The sequence below is a fragment of the Shewanella sp. MF05956 genome, from assembly GCF_059758055.1.
In genome coordinates this window covers 40,842-59,761 of sequence record NZ_JCAYNV010000014.1, presented here as the reverse complement: position 1 = coordinate 59,761, position 18,920 = coordinate 40,842, and the positions used below count along the sequence as shown (strand labels likewise).

At 42.3% G+C, this 18,920-nt stretch carries 16 protein-coding genes; 5 read left to right on the top strand and 11 right to left on the bottom strand.

Annotation, left to right across the window (positions count from 1 at the left end; all coding sequences use genetic code 11):
* Positions 1-87 precede the first annotated feature (87 nt).
* The 5 genes from AC19MX_RS15670 (at position 88) to AC19MX_RS15650 (ending at position 5,269) form a co-directional block, all read left to right on the top strand.
* The gene (locus tag AC19MX_RS15670) at positions 88-780 is read left to right on the top strand and encodes a crotonase/enoyl-CoA hydratase family protein (protein ID WP_432400303.1); all 693 of its coding nucleotides are present in this window, start codon (positions 88-90) and stop codon (positions 778-780) included.
* A gap of 88 nt (positions 781-868) precedes the next feature.
* Positions 869-1,723 carry a crotonase/enoyl-CoA hydratase family protein gene (locus AC19MX_RS15665; protein ID WP_432400302.1) on the top strand — a complete coding sequence of 285 codons (855 nt, stop codon included), beginning with the start codon at positions 869-871 and terminating at the stop codon, positions 1,721-1,723.
* A 102-nt stretch (positions 1,724-1,825) separates the two neighbouring features.
* Complete coding sequence (locus tag AC19MX_RS15660) at positions 1,826-2,611, top strand: alpha/beta fold hydrolase (RefSeq protein WP_432400301.1); 786 nt, start codon at positions 1,826-1,828, stop codon at positions 2,609-2,611.
* A gap of 64 nt (positions 2,612-2,675) precedes the next feature.
* On the top strand, positions 2,676-3,779 hold the full coding sequence (locus tag AC19MX_RS15655) for a PQQ-dependent sugar dehydrogenase (protein WP_432400300.1): 1,104 nt from the start codon (positions 2,676-2,678) through the stop codon (positions 3,777-3,779).
* A 674-nt stretch (positions 3,780-4,453) separates the two neighbouring features.
* On the top strand, positions 4,454-5,269 hold the full coding sequence (locus tag AC19MX_RS15650) for a reverse transcriptase domain-containing protein (protein ID WP_432400299.1): 816 nt from the start codon (positions 4,454-4,456) through the stop codon (positions 5,267-5,269).
* A gap of 92 nt (positions 5,270-5,361) precedes the next feature.
* Here AC19MX_RS15650 and AC19MX_RS15645 read toward each other — a convergent pair whose 3' ends face one another.
* From AC19MX_RS15645 to AC19MX_RS15595, 11 genes are all read right to left on the bottom strand, one after another.
* Positions 5,362-6,099: a DUF4145 domain-containing protein gene (locus tag AC19MX_RS15645; protein ID WP_432400298.1), complete on the bottom strand. Its 738-nt coding sequence runs from the start codon at positions 6,097-6,099 to the stop codon at positions 5,362-5,364.
* A 117-nt stretch (positions 6,100-6,216) separates the two neighbouring features.
* On the bottom strand, positions 6,217-6,639 hold the full coding sequence (locus AC19MX_RS15640) for a DUF4145 domain-containing protein (protein ID WP_432400297.1): 423 nt from the start codon (positions 6,637-6,639) through the stop codon (positions 6,217-6,219).
* A 559-nt stretch (positions 6,640-7,198) separates the two neighbouring features.
* Complete coding sequence (locus AC19MX_RS15635) at positions 7,199-7,996, bottom strand: SGNH/GDSL hydrolase family protein (protein WP_432400296.1); 798 nt, start codon at positions 7,994-7,996, stop codon at positions 7,199-7,201.
* Between the two features lie 86 nt (positions 7,997-8,082).
* Complete coding sequence (locus AC19MX_RS15630) at positions 8,083-8,991, bottom strand: haloalkane dehalogenase (RefSeq protein WP_432400295.1); 909 nt, start codon at positions 8,989-8,991, stop codon at positions 8,083-8,085.
* A gap of 139 nt (positions 8,992-9,130) precedes the next feature.
* A complete protein-coding gene (locus AC19MX_RS15625; RefSeq protein ID WP_432400294.1) occupies positions 9,131-10,303 on the bottom strand; it encodes a vWA domain-containing protein in 1,173 nt (390 codons plus the stop codon).
* 6 nt (positions 10,304-10,309) lie between these two features.
* Complete coding sequence (locus AC19MX_RS15620) at positions 10,310-11,143, bottom strand: AAA family ATPase (protein ID WP_432400293.1); 834 nt, start codon at positions 11,141-11,143, stop codon at positions 10,310-10,312.
* Between the two features lie 150 nt (positions 11,144-11,293).
* The gene (locus AC19MX_RS15615; protein ID WP_432400292.1) at positions 11,294-13,408 is read right to left on the bottom strand and encodes a molybdopterin-dependent oxidoreductase; all 2,115 of its coding nucleotides are present in this window, start codon (positions 13,406-13,408) and stop codon (positions 11,294-11,296) included.
* Positions 13,409-13,489: 81 nt separating this feature from the next.
* Positions 13,490-14,488 (bottom strand): NADP-dependent oxidoreductase, encoded by a 999-nt coding sequence (locus AC19MX_RS15610; RefSeq protein WP_432400291.1) that lies wholly within the window; start codon positions 14,486-14,488, stop codon positions 13,490-13,492.
* 187 nt (positions 14,489-14,675) lie between these two features.
* Positions 14,676-15,740: a patatin-like phospholipase family protein gene (locus tag AC19MX_RS15605; protein WP_432400290.1), complete on the bottom strand. Its 1,065-nt coding sequence runs from the start codon at positions 15,738-15,740 to the stop codon at positions 14,676-14,678.
* Between the two features lie 190 nt (positions 15,741-15,930).
* The gene (locus AC19MX_RS15600) at positions 15,931-17,595 is read right to left on the bottom strand and encodes an AMP-binding protein (RefSeq protein ID WP_432400289.1); all 1,665 of its coding nucleotides are present in this window, start codon (positions 17,593-17,595) and stop codon (positions 15,931-15,933) included.
* A 102-nt stretch (positions 17,596-17,697) separates the two neighbouring features.
* Complete coding sequence (locus AC19MX_RS15595) at positions 17,698-18,879, bottom strand: acetyl-CoA C-acyltransferase (RefSeq protein ID WP_432400288.1); 1,182 nt, start codon at positions 18,877-18,879, stop codon at positions 17,698-17,700.
* Between the last annotated feature and the right edge of the window lie 41 nt (positions 18,880-18,920).

Here is an 18,920-nt window from a genome sequence, read left to right as displayed (position 1 = left end):
ATGCTTTGAAACAGAGTGAAAACAACTTAAAACACATAATAACAATCGCTTAAAAACAACAATAACGTGAAAAACATTAGGTGAAGTATGCAATTAGTTAACGTAACGATTGAAAATAACGTTCATATCATCAGCTTAAATAATGGCAAAGTGAATGCCATATCACCTGAAGTGATTGAACAACTTAATAGTGCTTTAGATGCTGCAGAGCAGCAAGCAGCCGTGGTAATTCTCACCGGTCAAGCAGGTATATTCTCTGGCGGCTTTGATTTAAAGACCATGAAGCAAAGCTCAGAGGCTGCTATAGCACTGGTCACCGCCGGTTCTAGCTTGTCACGCAGAATGTTAGCCTTTCCAACGCCTATTATTGGTGTATGCAGCGGTCATGCAATCGCTAAAGGTGCATTTCTAATGCTCAGTTGTGATTATCGAATAGGCTGTGCTGGTGAATTTAAAATTGGTTTAAACGAAGTCGCTATAGGCATGACAATGCACCAGGCCGGCATTGAAATCGCCCGTAATCGCATTCCAACACACTACCTTACTCGCGCGGTCATTAATGCAGAATTATTTAGCCCAGAAACAGCCGTTGAAGCGGGCTTCTTAGATAACGTAGTTGAACCAGATCAATTAATGAGTACTGCCATGATGGTCGCAAAACACATGCAAACCCTCAATATGACCGCTCATCACGGAACTAAGCTCAAAATGAGGCAAACAATATTGGCCGCGCTTGATGCTGCAATCATTGAAGACCGTAATATCACCCTGACTTTGTAACTAGCGCGCTGTAAATAAGCGCTAACAATTGTTAGCAATCTAGTTAAACCAACATTAGAACGATAAAAACAACTATAAGGACATAGACATGACCACACCAAAAACCTACAAAACCTTAAGCGTTGATATTAATAACAAAGTGGCGCACATCATCTTAACCAGACCCGATGCGTTAAATTCAATGAATGTCGATTTTTGGCATGAATTCCCGAGTGTAATCCACGACATCAATAATCAGTCGGCAGCAAGAGCTATTGTGATTTCATCTACCGGCAAGCACTTTTCTGCGGGGATGGATTTAGCGGTATTTAGTGCCAACACTGGCGCAGATAAAATGGAGTTAGGCCGTAAACACGAGCAATTACGCCGTTTAGTGCTTAAATTGCAAGACTGCTTCACGGTATTAGAATCTGTACGTATGCCAGTGTTAATGGCCATTCAAGGTGGTTGTATTGGCGGCGCGGTAGATATGGTCACCGCGGCCGATTGCCGATACTGCACCAGTGATGCCTTTTTCAGTATCGAAGAAACCAAACTCGGCATGACCGCCGATGTCGGGACATTACAACGTTTACCTAAGCTTATCTCTATCGGTTTAGTCAAAGAGCTTGCCTACACAGGTCGCAGAATGCCAGCGGCAGAAGCCAAACAAGCTGGTTTAGTCAATCAAGTATTTGACGATCACGCATCAATGCTCAGTGCAGTGCTTGCCATCGCAGAAGACATTGCCTCTCGTTCGCCCCTCGCGGTAGCCGGTTGTAAAGAGATGATTAACTATGCACGCGATCACAGCGTTGCAGACAGCCTTAATTATATGTCTGTCTGGCAAAGTGGCATGTTCCAACCGCAAAACGATATGATGGAAATTTTCAAAGCTAAAGCGCAAAATCGAACGCCAGAATTCGAAGAACTGGCTCAAATAAACCCAACAACAATATTCTAAATATTATGGATTAAACACACTGTTTGTTATCAAAAAATACAAACAAAACACTCTAGGGTGATTTTATTTGATAGCAAAAGTGCGTTATCCATTAGAGACATTATGACTAAACCACTGATCAACCTAGTGCATGCTAATGGCTTTCCAGCTGGGAGCTATAAAACTTTTCTGGCTGAATTTGAGGCAGATTATCGTACTGTCGCTCATAACCAATTTGGCCACAATGCGCTATATCCTATTCATAGCAACTGGCAACACCTTGTCACTGAACTTGTTGATTTTATAAAGAAGCAGCAGGAACCCGTGATTTGTGTGGGTCATTCATTTGGCGGCGTTATTTCATTTATTGCGGCCTGCCAACACCCCGAACTGTTTCGAGGGTTAGTGATGTTAGACCCGCCAGTGGTCACGGGGGCATTTTCTCACTTACTCAACGTGATTAAACGTACACCCTATATTGATAAATTATCTCCAGCGGGTAAAGCGAAAACAAGACAGAACCAGTGGCCAGAAAACACCAATTTAGTTGATTATTTTTCACAGAAAACATTGTTTAAAAACTTCGACCCACGTTGCTTACAAGACTATGCAACATCCAGTGTTGTGCTGCGCAATAAACGCCTTGAGCTGACTTTCTCTCCTGCAGTAGAAGCAGACATATTCAGGCATTTACCGACCAACCTGGTTAAATACAAAAACAAGTTAACCGTACCTGCAAAGCTGATTTATGGCGAAAAAACCAATATCTTCCCGATTAAACATTTTGTGCGTTTCGCCAAACTCAATGATATTGAATTAATCGCATTGCCTAATGGCGGCCATATGTTCCCATTAGAGCAACCTGAAAACACCGCGGCCATGGTCAAAGAGATGATTAAAGATTGGTAACACGCGAGAGACAGTGTTGATTAAATAGCAGTAAGGAATAAGGAGTAAGGAGTAAGGAATAGCTATGATAAAGCCTACGACATTGTTAACCGCCCTAACCTGTGGCTTGGGATTAAGTTTTTCTGTGTTCGCGTTACCGTTAGAGAAAATACAACTCCCACAGGGATTTAGTATTGATATTTACGCTGAAAATATCGAAAACGCACGCCAAATGTCGCTGGGCGACAAAGGCACGGTATTTGTGGGCAGCCGCAAGGCTGGCAATGTTTATGCACTTATTGACAGTGATAATGATGATAAAGCCGATAAACAAATCGTTATCGCTAAAGATTTGTTTATGCCATCAGGTTTAGCATTTCATAATGGCAGTTTGTATGTGGCTGAAGTCGATAAAATTTGGCGTTACCCTAATATTGAAAACAGCTTACCGAATATTCCAACGCCTGAGTTGGTTTACGATAAGCTGCCCAATAAAGCCCATCATGGTTGGAAGTTCATTGCCTTTGGGCCAGATGGACACTTGTATATTCCCGTGGGCGCACCCTGTAATGTGTGTGAAAGTGAGCTGCCTTTCGCGTCCATCTTAAAACTCAATATCGACACCAAACAAACTACTATTGTCGCTAAAGGTGTGCGTAATAGCGTTGGGTTTGATTTTCACCCCGTTACCGGCGATTTATGGTTTACCGATAACGGCCGTGACATGATGGGCGACGATTTACCCGATGATGAACTTAATCATGTCACTCAAACTGGGCAACACTTTGGTTTTCCCTATTTACACAACACTGACATTAGCGATCCTGATTTTTCCAACACCAAAACCGCCAAACTGAACACACCTCCGGCATTAACCTTAGGCGCTCATGTTGCGGCATTAGGCATGGAGTTTTATCAAGGGACACTATTCCCAACCACATATCACCATTCAATATTCATTGCCCAACACGGCTCGTGGAATCGCACGAACAAAGTCGGTTATAGCATCATGCAAGTGGTCCTTGAAGGAAATAAGGTGATCGACTATCAACCCTTCGCTACCGGCTGGCTTGACGGCGAACAAAGCTGGGGCCGCCCTGTTGATGTAATGACCTTAACAGACGGCTCTATTTTAGTATCAGATGACTTTGCCAATGCAGTGTATCGGATTAGTTATACTAAACAGTAACAGCACGTTAAGCCATATCTCGTAGATGATAGAAAATTACTAACCTCTTTCTCGTCGTCCCGGCAGTGCTGTTGAGCCGGGACCCAGGTGTTTTTTTGCTTTTAGTTTTGGCTAAGATATGCGTGAACTGCAGACTTTACAAAATCAAACCAATAATTCGCGTCCTAGACTTAATTGACATACCGAATATTACATTAGGAGAAAAGCGGGTTGGAAGGTTTTATTTTATAAAAGTTTACCCTGAACTGACTAAATTGAATTTTCAAACTTCGTTTGAAGTAAGATCGCAAGGTTCCACCCTGCACAGGCCAAAAGGGGATCAACAGCAATCCCCTCTTGGATCACCCCTGCCGTTCCGGCAACATTTTCGCTTTTTCACCAAACAACAGCAGCGAAAAAATTGCGACGGAAATCTATCAAGCTTTTAACTCTATTTGGAATCGGCCTCGGCCTTATTCGAAAATGCTAACGCTTCAGATGGGGCGTCCCTTTCCCTCTAAAGCTAGCCAGACATCCATGTCTGGGCTCACGTCATTTTCTTCAACGGCCTCAAGTTCAGAGTTGAATTTTGGCATTTGAAAGCTAAGAACAACTCGTTTTTGGACAAAAGTGTGTTAGAGCTTCGGATTTAGTGCAATGACATAAAGTTTACACTGACCCCACTAAATTTGTTGATGACTCAACTAAGGAATAAAGTACAGGATAAGCGCCTATTAGCGCTTATCGGTAAGTACCTACGAGCAGGGGTGATGGTCAATGACCAATTTGAAGCAAGCTTTGAAGGTGTGCCTCAAGGCGGCCCACTCTCGCCATTACTCTCTAACATTATGTTAGAGAGTCTGGATAAAGAGCTGGAAAGCCGAGGGCATAAATTCGCCCGCTACGCGGACGACTTCATGATTTTGGTAAAGTCTATTCGAGCAGGAGAGCGGGTACTCAAGAGCATTACTCAATATCTGGCCACTAAGCTAAAACTGGCCGTTAATGAACCGAAAAGCCAAGTGGTTAAGGTAGGTCAAAGCAAGTTTCTTGGGTTTACATTTAACCGAGGCAAGATCCAGTGGCATGCTAAAACATTACACATTTTCAAACAAAAGATGAGACGATTAACGAACCGAAACTGGGGCGTGAGTATGAGTTATCAGCTGTTTAAAGCGCGGCAATACATGCAAGGCTGGATCAACTACTTTGGCATAGCCAACGCTTATCAAGGGTGTATGGATTTAGACCATTGGATTCGTCGTCGTGTTCGTATGTGCTACTGGCGTCAGTGGCGAAAACCACGGACCAAGGTACAGAATTTACTTAAGCGTGGCGTCAGGATCCAAGCCGCTGTTGCTTGTGGGATCACAAGCAAAGGTCCATGGCGAAGTTCGAAAACACCAGGGATACAGCAAGCGCTGAGTAATGAATATCTGAAGAAAGCAGGATTATATTCACTAAGAGATGGATGGATCGCAGTTCATTATCCTAACCAGAAAGTCAGTTAGGAGTTCTAAATGAACCGCCCTGTGCGGAGCCGCATGCAGGGTAGTGTGGGGGCTGGAGGCTAGATCCCTCCGGCTACCCGATTATGTTGCGGTTAAGCTTTATCTCTCTGCTTAATATGCTCTTGAGTATCAGTTGGAATTAAGTCAGCGTATAGACTTTCCAATTCTTTCGGCTTTGTAATTAATTCTTCAGCTATAAAATTTAAGATCCCAAATAGTTTATGAGCTATATCAGCATTATCATCAAGATTAATTTGACCAGGGTGAACAGCATTATTTCCAACGACTCTTAACAAATCTAATGCTTGCTGTATTTTAGGACTAAGACCTTCAGCAACAAGTTCCTTAATATCCGCATTGATATTCTTTCCGCTTTTTCCAACCTGCTTTAATAACTTCTGAAGTGCCAATCTCAGTAAAGCTGTAGCGCCTTTAGGAGAATCATTAAGGATGCTAGAGGCTTCAAAATATAACACTTTTATATCTTCATCTAAATCGCAATTAGGTGGAGAAAGTGATATTACCTTTGGGTATTTCATTTCCTTATTTACCCACACACTGAACTTTTCGCACGATGAACACGTTGATACTGAAAATCCAGTAGGAACAAATGAAGAGAAATTCCTTCTGAAGTCATGTTCCACGTTTTCTAAGAACGATTTCAAATTTGTTTGGTAGAAATCTTTAATTCCAGTTCTATAGTCCATATAAATGTGATGGAGTATATCGTTTGCAATAGTACTTGCGTTATTCAAGCTAAACCAACGTTGAGTCGCAACTGTTTGACAGTGTGGACATTGGAATTTCTCTTGTCCGTGTTCAGGTATCATTAAATACTCCATTGTTGATAGCAACATAACACCGCGTTAAGCGGACTAAAATTGCGGGTTATAATGTGTAGCGAAGCGAAACGTAACCCACTGTTTTAGTTCCGTTTAAACGCCTTATTAGCAATATTTTTTTAAGTGCTCTGGTCCGAGTACGGCTAAATTTTTATTCCATAATTCTGCTATTAATTTCAAAGAAAAACTATGGAAGCAATCAACACCAAGTTGTTCTTTTTTTACTAAACCACTCAACCTTTCAAAATCTGAGTCCTTTAGATTAAAAATTGGCGTATGAACAGCATCATTTCTTAACTCTCTAAACCAGTCATATAATTCAAATTGAAACTCATCTATAACAGCTTCTTTTTTAAGTTTTTCTAAACGCTGATTATGGTTTTTTAACAATAAATCTGGAACATGATGCTCTAGCAATGTTTTTATCATCATTTCAATAAATGAATGTGAGACAATTATCAGTAAACGAGGGTTATCTTTGACAACTCCAATTTCATTTGCGACTTGCAACATGTAATCCGATTTCAAGTAATGCTCCATATATTGCTAACGCTTATTGAAGGGCTCGCCCTATAATGTCGGCCCTTTAACTTATTGATTAATATCATCCTACATTTAGTATCTTATTGATGTAAAGCCGTTTTATTTAACTCCACTGACAAATAAAAGCGGGCTTGCACGTTAAAAGTGGATTCAAGATTCGACAAAAAATAAAAACAATTTAATTTCAATAGATTACAAAATTCGTGATTTATTATTCATACTACTTTAGTTTACATATTAGCCGATTCAACTTAAAAACACGTCAAAAACCATTACAACTGTTTTTATTTACAGTACACACTACATAAAGGTGGAAAGCATGACTGACACTGGATATGTATCCGACATTTATAAGCCAGATACAGATAAAGTTTAATGCTGGGCGATCACCATCGAAAATGATACGTTTTCTAATATTTTTCGTCTGAGGCGCTGAGGGTTTGCAAAGGCTGATTTATGAACAAGAATGCGCTTTACCCCTTTGCTCTGGTGTGGGCGAAGCGCCACGACGTTAGTGGCCGCAGGCCATAACCTAAACATATGTTTAAACACATCTTGGGGCAACAACACCATCCACTATCTGCTCTACCACTAAGCTTGCCCATGCATTGTAAATCGGTGCGCCTGGGTGAAATCCATCGCTGGCCATGACCTGGCGCATAAAGTCGAGCATGCTTAACTCGGGTTGTGGGTTGTCTAACGGCAGTTTTATCATAGTAAATTGACTACTTTGATTGTTCTGTTGTTGATTTAGCGTGAGTAATAATTGCTGTAAACCATGGTTAAATTGATTAGCACGTTTGCCTAAACTCCACCGTAATGGATTTGGCAAAACGGGAAACAGCCCTAAAGGTGGCAATGCTGTGACTAAAATTTGTTTAGGTGTGAAGCGCTTTTTAAGCAATGTAAACAATGCCTGTTGCTGTAAAAGCCACTTATCACAACTCACCGATGAAGTGATATCGTTGACCCCTAATGAGGTGACGATGACATCATAATGCTCTTGAGCGAGTATGGGATGAGTGGGATCAATCGGCTCATTGAGCGCTTGCAACGTAGTTGATGTGGTTGCACCTGTTTTAGCAAACAAGGCGTAGTTAACATCTAATGTTGGGCTTAATTGCTCAAGCACCTGACCAAGTAACGCCTGACTTTGGTTTGTCACCCCAACCCCCGCTGCGGCAGAGTCACCTAAAATCAATAAGCTTAACTGAGGATTTGATCCGGTTTGACCGACACGTTCACCTTCTGGTTCGGCAAGTCTTGGCGTGGTGCGGCGCACTTTGAGGCCTTGTAAAACAAGTACAGGGGCCAACATAATCGATATTCCGTGATACAACATATTGGCTCCTTAAAGTGAATTACTGACATTATCTTATGTCATACTTGTCACTTGTCACTTGTCACTTGTCACTTGTCACTCAGGCATTATTGATTATCAGCAATAAATTGCACAACGACTTCGGCTAACACTTCGCCTTTATCTTCTTGTAAGAAATGTCCGCCGCTGACTATGGTGGTGTGCTTTTGTCCTTGAGTGCCGGGAATGAGCTTTTGCATTAAGGCGTCACCGCCTTTGGTAATAGGATCTGAGTCACTAAAAGCGGTTAAAAATGGTTTTTGCCATTGTGATAACACTTTCCAGGCTGCACGATTTTTATCTGCTGCGGGGTCATCTGGGGTGATTGGCACAAGTAAAGGAAACTGACGCGCGCCCTCTTTGTAACGTTCATCAGGAAATGGCGCATCATACGCGGCGATAATCTCGTCGGTCAGTGTCGATACGCAAGCTCGGTCAATTAAGCTGCCCGTTGGGAATATATCAACATCTTGTGAATATTGACGCCATTTGAGAAAAGCCTCTCCAGGTTGATGATCGCCCGTAGGCAACATGGTGTTTGCTGCAACTATTCGCGCAAAACGTTCACTGTGCTCTGCCGCTAATCGTAAACCAATTAAGCCGCCCCAGTCTTGACACACTAAAGTCATATCACTGAGGTTTAGCTGTAACATCAATGAAGTGATCCAGTCGACATGGCGCTGATAGGTATAATCTGAGCGTTTTGTCGGTTTGTCTGAACGGCCAAAGCCAATCAAATCAGGCACAATAACCCGATGACCCGCCTGCACTAAAATGGGGATCATTTTACGGTACAAAAAACTCCAGGTAGGTTCACCATGAAGTAATAGTATAGGTGCAGCTTCTTTAGGGCCTTCATCAACATAATGGACTCTTAGCTGGCCACCTTCAGCGTCGTCAACCGTTAAGTAATTGGCGTTAAAATGATAATCAGGCAAATTGGTAAAACAACTGTCGTCGGTGCGTAAAAAATCCATATGATTGACCTTCCTGTTTAAGTGTTTTTATCAATTATCACTAAGTTGAGCGTAAAGTGATGTTGTCGTGTAGTGTCGTTCGCTTCGTTCAATAGTCGAGCCGTTCGCCAAACTCATTAAGTGAACAACAATCTTTCTTTTAACTGAGATCTTTAATGGCGCGGCCTATGCCATCTACAGTTAACGGATACATTTTGTCGCTAACCAGTTTTTGAATAATCGAAATAGATTGATGAACATGCCAATAGTTTTCTGGCTGAGGATTAAGCCAGGCGACTTTATTAAAATGCCCGATTAAACGATTCAAATACTCTATACCGGGTTTTTCATTCCAATGTTCGACACTGCCGCCTTTCGCGATTATCTCGTAAGGTCCCATGGTGGCATCACCGACAAAAATCACTTTGTAGTCAGATGAGAATGTGCGTAACACTTCATCGAGTTCAATGGTTTTGTCAAACCGGCGGTTATTGTCTTGCCATACTTTTTCATATAAACAGTTATGGAAATAGAAAAAACGTAAATGCTTAAATTCACTGTGCGCGGCCGAAAATAACTCTTCGCAAGTATGAATGTAATCGTCCATCGAGCCGCCAATATCAAAAAACATCAGCACTTTGACTGCGTTATGACGTTCTGGCTCCATGTGCACATCGAGTAAGCCGCCATTTTGCGCGGTTGAGCGGATCGTAGTATTGATATCAAGCTTTTCACTGGCGCCTGTGCGAGCAAATTTGCGTAACTTTTTTAAGGCCAATTTGATATTGCGGGTACCGAGCTCACGGTCCTGGTCAAAGTTTTTAAACTCACGTTTGTCCCACACTTTCACCGCGCTGTTATTGCGGTTTTTATCCTGACCAACTCGAATACCTTCTGGGTTATAGCCATAAGCACCAAAAGGCGATGTGCCGCCTGTACCTACCCATTTATTACCGCCAGCGTGGCGTTTTTTTTGTTCTTCTAAACGCTCTTTAAGTGTCTTCATTAACGCTTCAAGGCCACCAAGCGCTTTGAGTTGATCTTTTTCTTCTTGGCTTAAGTTTTTTTCAAATTCTTTACGAAGCCAATCCTCTGGCAGAATATGATCAAAAATATCAATGCTTTCTATGCCTTTAAAGTATTCTGCAAAGGCATTGTCATACTTGTCGTAATGGATTTCGTCTTTAACCATGACGATTTTGGCTAGGTTATAAAACGCTTCAACATCAGCAAACACCACGCCTTTTTTAAGCAAGGCGATAAGGTCAAGTAGTTCGCGCAAACTGCACGGGACTTTGTGCTTTTTTAGGGTCAAGAAAAAATCAATAAACACGGCTTACTACCTGTTTCTACGGCTCATAAAAGCCAGCTTTTCAATCAATGACACATCTTGTTCGTTCTTTAGCAATGCACCAAACAAGGGGATAATGTCCGATTGCTTATCAAGTAAGGTCTGCTGCGAAATATCATCGGAGATTAATAGCTTTAACCAGTCAATGAGCTCTGATGTTGACGGTTTTTTCTTAATGCCATTGACGTCGCGTAAATCAAAAAATACGTCTAATGCCTGGCTTAACAGGGCTTGTTTAACGTCAGGATGATGCACGTCGATAATCTTTTCCATTTCCGCTTTGGTAGGGAACTTAATGTAATGGAAAAAACAACGACGTAAAAAAGCATCTGGCAGCTCTTTTTCATTATTTGAGGTAATGATAATAATCGGTCGTTGTTTAGCTTTAATCACTTGCTGAGTTTCATAAACATAAAACTCCATCTTATCAAGCTCTTGCAATAAGTCGTTTGGAAATTCGATGTCGGCTTTATCGATTTCATCAATTAACAAAATCGGTCTCTGTTCTTCTTCAAACGCCTGCCATAACTTGCCTTTAACGATATAGTTGCCAATGTCATGCACTTTGGCATCGCCCAATTGACTGTCGCGTAATCGCGATACCGCGTCATACTCGTAAAGGCCTTGCTGCGCTTTGGTGGTCGATTTAATGTGCCATTGATATAATTTACAATTGAGCGAACGCGCTAACTCTTCTGCTAACTGAGTTTTACCGGTACCTGGCTCACCTTTAATCAGTAACGGTTTTTCAAGTGCAATAGCTGCATTGACCGCTAACGTAAGTTCGTTTGATGCGATGTAGTTTTGTGTACTTTTAAACATGGTTAACCTTTTTATTTAATCGTTGTTCTTGGCAACTTATTTGTAAAAAATGCTTGTAGACGATGGTGGCTCAATAAACGTGTCTCAACTCATTCCTAGGTGCCCATTCCTAGTACTCATTAACATTGACTCAACGCTTTTTTGTTAGCGTTAAGCAACACTAATTGCCACTGGTGTGCCATTAAATGCCGCATTACCTGTGAGCATATCAACTCTGGCAGCATCCGTTAAATCATTAATGCTCACACCCGGTTGTGTCGCGGCAACAGACATATTAGTACCTTGCTGATTATGACCCCAACCTTGCGGCATGGTAACGACGCCTGGTTGAATATCATCGGTAATCACCACTTCGATGTTTATTGTACCAACAGCGGAAGTTACTGTAACCACTTGCCCTTGTGCAACGCCTAAGTGTTTTGCATCAAGAGGATGCACTTCTAAAGTACAAGGATTTTTACCTTTAATTAATCGCTCAGAATTTTGGGTCCAGGTATTGTGGCTTTTCACTAAACGACGGCTGATTAAATCAAATGGAAATTGATTATCACGAGCGGTTTGCGTCATGACAGCGTGTAATCTCGGTAAATCGTCTTGATAAACCGCGGGGAATAAATCGATGTTGCCGTTCGCGGTTTTAATCCGTTCAGATAAACACGGCATAAGCGGACCAAGATCAATGCCATGTGGATTATCAATTAACTTTTGTAAACTCATGCCTTGCTGACCATATGGGCCTTTTTTAAGCTCCATATCCAATATCATTTCAGGCGTAACCTGCTGTATTGGATCGTCTGCAGGCACATTAAGCATCCGCGCTGAAATCTCTTTGAGTATTTGCCAGTCGCTGCGTTGATCGCTGTGTTTTTCAAATAGCGGCGCTGAATATTTAACCGTGTTTCTCACTGAGAATGAATTAAAGAAAATATCAAAGTGTGAGTTCTCGACACCTGTCGTGCCGGGTAAAATAATGTCAGCGTATTTTGTGGTTTCATTAAGGTAGATATCAATCGATACCATGTAATCTAACTCACTAAATGCCGTAGCCAATTTATGGCCGCTGGGTGCGGATAACACTGGATTACCTGCAACAGTAATCACACTTTTAATTTGCCCTTCTCCAGGTGTTTGGATCTCTTCTGCTAAAGTCGCCACCGGAAACTCACCATTAAAAAACGGTAATTTGCGCACGCGAGAATGGTATTGACCAAACGAGGTTTTGTGCCCAGGTTGATGATTACGCAGTAAATCGAAGGCAGGCTGTGGAAACATTGCACCACCTTCGCGATCAAAATTACCGGTAATAATGTTGAGTACATTGGTGAGCCACAAACAAATGCCACCAAAAGTTTGAGTTGATGCGCCCATGCGGCTATAACAAACGGCCGAATCGGCAGCCAGCATATCTGCTGATAACGTACGGATAACTTCAGCATCGATGCCGACAAATGGACTGACAATTTCTGGTGAATAGGCGCTAACTAGATTTTCGATATCACCCAACCCATCAACCTTATCGCTTAAATGACGCAAATTGACTTTATTAGCAGCAAACACGCAATGAATGAGAGCAAGCAGCAGAAATGCATCTTTTTCAGGGCGAATAAATACATGTTGGTCGGCAATTTTTGCGGTACGGGTTTTGCGCGGGTCAACCACCACCACTTTACCGCCACGCTTTTGAATGGCTTTTAATCGTCCAATCACATTAGGCGCAGTCATCATACTGCCATTAGAGACAACAGGATTGCCGCCAATGATTAACATAAAATCGGTTCTATCGATATCAGACACCGGGATTAACATACCTGCACCCAACATAAAGTTAGCGGCAACATGATGTGGTAATTGATCTGCCGAGGCAGAACTAAAGCGGTTTATGGTGCCAAGAGATTTCATGAACGGCTTAAGGAATAATGCATTGCCTAAACTGTGGGCATTAGGATTACCTAAATACACCGCTAATGCATTTTTGCCGTGTTGCTGCTGAATATGTTTGAATTTGTCGACGATTTCAGTAAATGCATCATCCCAACTGATGGCTTGCCAGCCAGTCTCAGTGCGTTTAATCGGAGTTTTCAATCGGTCTTTATCAGTGTAAAAGTCTTCTAACGCGAGCGCTTTAGGGCAATTATAGCCCTGACTAAATGGGTCGAGTTGATCGCCTTTAATTGAAATAATCTGCTGGTCTTGATAGTTAATTTCCAAGCCACACATGGCTTCGCAAATATTGCAATTTCTATAATGGGTTTTGATGTCGCTCATATATATCGCCTGACTTGGAATAAAGTGATGTGGCAGCACCGAACATTGAATGACGTGCTCAGCGCTGCGTATTGATGATGACTAAAGCTTAACGATAAGCTTGCCTTTATTGTCGCCGGTAAAGAACAAGTTCAAGCCGCTAATGGCAGACTCAAGACCGTCTAACACATGGGCGCGATGCTTGATTTGCCCTTTCATCACATACGGTGTCAATTTTTGTAATAATGCCGGTACGTCACCAAAGTGATCAGGCATAGTGAAACCTTGAATAATCAAACGCTTTTTAATTACCTGGATCCAATTTGGGCCTAAATCAGGTACCGCTTTAGGGTAATCGGCTATCATGCCGCACACCACAATACGACCATGCGCATTCATTTTGGCAAAGACATGATGCTGAATAGGCCCCCCGGTATTTTCAAAATACACATCAACACCCTTTGGCGCTAATTCAGCTAATTTTGCTGCAATATCATCTGTTTTATAATTGATAGCACCGTCAAAACCTAATTCATTGACAATCCAATCTGCTTTTTCATCGCTACCGACCACACCGATAACCGTTAAGCCATCAGCTTTGGCCAGCTGACCCACAATAGAGCCCACCGAGCCTGCTGCACCAGAAACAACAATGGTCTCGCCTTTTTGCGGCTTACCAACGCCATATAAACCTTGAGTGGCCGTTAAACCAGGCAATGCAAACACCGATAACACGGCTTCATCCGGTAAAGGGGCGGTCACTTTATTTAAACCGGCACCGTTACTTAACACGTATTCTTGCCAGCCCATCATGCCCATCACTCGATCGCCAACGGCAAAATCAGGATGCTGACTTTCCACTATTTCACCAATACCAGAACTGCGCATCACCTCACCCAGTGCAACCGGAGGAATGTAACTCTCGGTGTCAGCACTCATCCAACCAAACATCGCAGGGTCTAATGACATGTGGTTTTGCTTCACTAAAAACTGGCCTTCACCCACGCTTGGCATTGGCTTTTGCACTATTTCAAATAATTCTGGGCCAATTGGGCCACCTTGAGGACGGGCGATGAGATTGATTGCGGTAAATGTGCTCATGTGTTTCTCTCTTTGTCGATGATTGTGTGGCCGTCTATGGCGCTATTGTTATCTTTATTTGTTGCTTCATGTCTAACTGATTAAGGATGTAAATATGGTTAAGCCTTTGAACTAAAATAGTCACTAAGCTGCTAACTAACCCAGTCTCTAAACCCAGTCATCTAAACCCAGTCATCTAAACACGTTATTATTCGTGCAGTTGATTAATCGGTTTAATGCTGTTGATTGTTTGATTACGATAAAAATGGTTAAAATGCAGTGCTAGCTTTTCACTTTCGACAAACACTTGTTGCCAATATTTAAGCCTCTGCGCTGGGTTCATTTCAACAAAGTCACTGCGATCTGGAATTTTTTGATACGGTAACGACGCCACAAACTCTGCCGATGGACACAATAAAACGGTTTTATCGTAGTGTTGCAGCCTCACCTTTCGTGACAGGTTTTTATCAAACCACCCCGCTTTTAAGGTTGAACTAAAATGCGGGTATAGGGTTAAGCCTTTATTTTGAATATCAAAATCAAAGTGATAATCAATAATCCCGCCATCACGATACATCCCCGAAGGACAATCAGGAATGTCTTTAATGCCTTGCATCACCATCGGAATAGATCCTGACGCTAACAAGGCGCGCTTGATATTTTGCTCCGATAAGCTCACCGCGGTGGTCGGAATATTATCAGGGTCATTTATCACTAAATCACTTTGACTATGCTGAAAAATAAACCGTTGATATTGGCTTTTGAGTAAAGGGCGACTCATGGCGTTACGCACAAAGCTGCTGGCTAAACCCACACCCTGTTTTAATTTACTTTCTGATGCCACAAGACCATTGCATTTCGCCACGATAAAATGTGCTTTAAAGATGGGATTATTGATAATTTCATCTGCGCCTGTTGCGCCAAATAACACTTCAAGTAATTCGAATGCTTTTGTAGTGATTTCTAATGGTTGCGGCTTTTTATCATCAGAATACACGGTTTCGCTGTAGTTTTTAGCCAAACGTTCTATGGCTGCAACGGGATCGTTTTGCGCAAAACACGCCGCTCGAAATGCCCCTGCACTTGAGCCAATAAGGTTTAATGGTTGTTGTCTGCCTTTAAAGAATTCGCCAAATAAATATTTGTCTAAGCCAAATAAGGTAAACCATTTTGGCCCACCGCTGGCACCTAAAAAAGAGCTAAATAGCTCAGGAGAAAAACCATCTTGTTGTATTGTTTTTAACGCCGTATCACCGGCATAAATTTCTAACATATTGAATTATTTCTGACTCTTATAAGATTGAGAATTGACACTTGAATACTCATTGCGTTAATTAATCTGCTCGTTCAAGAAAACGCATGTTGATTAGCGTAAAGGGCATTGAGCCAGCACATACTGGCTCAATATGGGTCTGTGATTGTATTGGCAATAACCGACACAAAAACAGACCCTATTTGATCAATTATGCCTTACTGCGTAAGTCTTTACGCAACACTTTACCGACATTACTTTTTGGTAGCTCGTCCATAAATTCAATGATTTTAGGACGTTTATAGTTGGTTAGCATTTCTGCGCAGTGATCAAAGATATCCTGTTCAGTCAGCATTGGGTCTTTACGCACAATAAACACTTTTACGCGTTCACCGGTGGCATCACAAGATATCCCCACCGCAGCGGCTTCAAGTACGCCTTCATGCGCAACAATAACTTCTTCAATTTCATTGGGGAATACGTTAAAGCCAGACACAATAATCATGTCTTTTTTACGATCAACAATTCTGAAGAAGCCATTTTCGTCCATGGTCGCGATATCGCCCGTGGCTAACCAACCGTCTTTTAACACTTCATCAGTGGCTTTTTGACGATTGTAATAGCCTTTCATCACCTGCGGCCCTTTTACCCACATTTCACCAGGCTCGCCTAAGGCAACATCTTCACCATCGGCGCCGACAAGGCGAATATCGGTTGATGAAGCAGGAAGTCCAATAGAACCATTGTATTTTTCCTGGTTGTACGGACTCATGGTCACTAACGGCGCACACTCAGTTAAGCCATAACCTTCTAGAAGACGACTTTTAGTGACTCGCTCCCAATGTTCAGCTACTGGGCGCTGTACTGACATACCGCCGCCAAAGCCCATTTTTAAGGCACTAAAGTCGAGCTGATCAAAACCTGGGGTGTGTAACAAACCATTAAATAAAGTATTTACCCCAGTAATGACGGTAAATTTGTATTTAGCTAACTCTTTAACAAAGCCCGGCATATCGCGTGGGTTGGTGATCAACAAGTTGGTGCCACCAAAGGGTAAAAATGCTAAGCAGTTAGAGGTTAACGCGTAGATATGGTAAAGCGGCAATGCAGTGATCATAAACTCTTTGCCGATTTCATACACGTTTTTGGTTACGGCATTAGATTGTTCAAGGTTAGCAACCATATTACGGTGCGTTAACATTGCGCCTTTTGATGGGCCTGTTGTACCACCGGTATATTGCAAAAAGGCTAAGTCTTCGCCAGTAACCGCAACCGGAGTAAACTTAAGTTTGCTGCCTTTAGACATGGCATCATTAAATTTAACCGCATTTGGTAAATCAAACGCGGGCACCTGTTTTTTAACATGTTTAATTGCACCATTAATCAGTGCACCTTTAATCATGCCGAGGCGATCGCCAACACTGGTCGTGACAACATACTTAACATCGGTCTTATTGATGACAGCCTGCAGCACGTGAGCGAAATTTTCTAAAATCAAAATGCCCTTTGTACCTGAGTCTTTTAGTTGATGTTCTAACTCACGGGGTGTGTATAACGGGTTAACATTGACTACGGTTAGCCCGGCAATCAATGCACCAAATAAGGCTATTGGGTATTGCAATAGATTTGGGATCATAATGGCAAATTTATCGCCTTTCACTAACCCTAAATCATGCTGTAAATAGGCCGCAAAGTCAGTCGCTTGTTGCTCAAGCTGTTGATAGGTAATACTTACATCCATATTAATGAACGCCGTATTACTCGCGTATAACTTGGTATACTTTAAAAATAATTCTGCTAAAGAGCTGTACTTATCAGGGTCAATTTCAAACTCAACTCCAGGTGGATAACTCTTCTCAAGCCAAACTTTTTCCATAATACGGTCCCCTATTATTATGATAATGCTAATAAAACCTAAAAAATCAGGTTATTTACGGCAATGATTTATTATTATGATGACACTCAACTTCCACACAATTTACAACACTTCAAATAACCCTGCAGCGCCTTGCCCGCCGCCAATACACATACTGATGACGACGTATTTAACACCACGGCGCTTACCTTCAATTAGCGCGTGCATGACCATGCGTGTGCCACTCATTCCATATGGATGACCAATTGAAATTGCGCCACCATTGACATTTAACTTATCCGCAGGAATACCCAATTTATCTGCGCAGTAAATCACTTGCACGGCAAAGGCTTCATTGATTTCCCACAAACCAATGTCGTCCATTGTTAACCCGTTGCGCTCGAGTAATTTAGGAATGGCATAAATCGGTCCAATGCCCATTTCGTCAGGCTCGCATCCCGCCACAACCATACCGCGATATGCGCCTAATGGTTTAAGACCTCGCTGCTCGGCAAGTTCTCGATCCATCACCACTACTGCCGCGGCACCATCTGATAATTGCGATGCATTACCACCGGTAATGGAGCCATTGTCTTTAACCGCTTTTAAGCCTGCTAATCCTTCAATATTGGTCGACGGACGATTACCTTCATCTTGAGTTAACGTAACCGTTTCTTTGGTAATGTCACCCGTGTTTTTATCCATCACCAATTTAGTACAAGTTACAGGCACAATCTCATCGTCAAACTTACCAGCAACTTGAGCGGCCGCGGTACGTTGTTGTGACGATAATGCATAAGCATCTTGACGCTCGCGTGAAATGTCGTAGCGATTAGCCACCACTTCAGCGGTATCAAGCATTGGCATGTAAATCGCGGGGCGATAAGCTTTTACGCTAGGGTCTACGGCGCGACTCATGTTCATTTTATCGTTTTGTACCAAGCTAATTGAATCACAACCGCCAGCGACAACCACTTTGGCACCGTCAACCACAATATGGTTTGCTGCTATCGCAATTGACATTAATCCAGATGAACATTGACGGTCAACCGTCATGCCCGCTACCGATACCGGTAATTGTGCAGCCATTGCCACTTGACGGCCAAAGTTCATTCCCTGGTTACCCTGAGTGAGCGCAGCACCAAAAATACAATCATCAATCTCATTTGGGTCAATACCCGCGCGCTCAACAGCAGCATTTACCGCTACAGCAGATAATGTCGGTGCAGATAAATCATTAAAGGCACCACGGTAGGCTTTACCAATTGGCGTACGTGCAGCGGATACAATGACAGCTTCTCTCATGACAATTCCTTTTATATATAGAGTGCATCTTGTTTAATGCA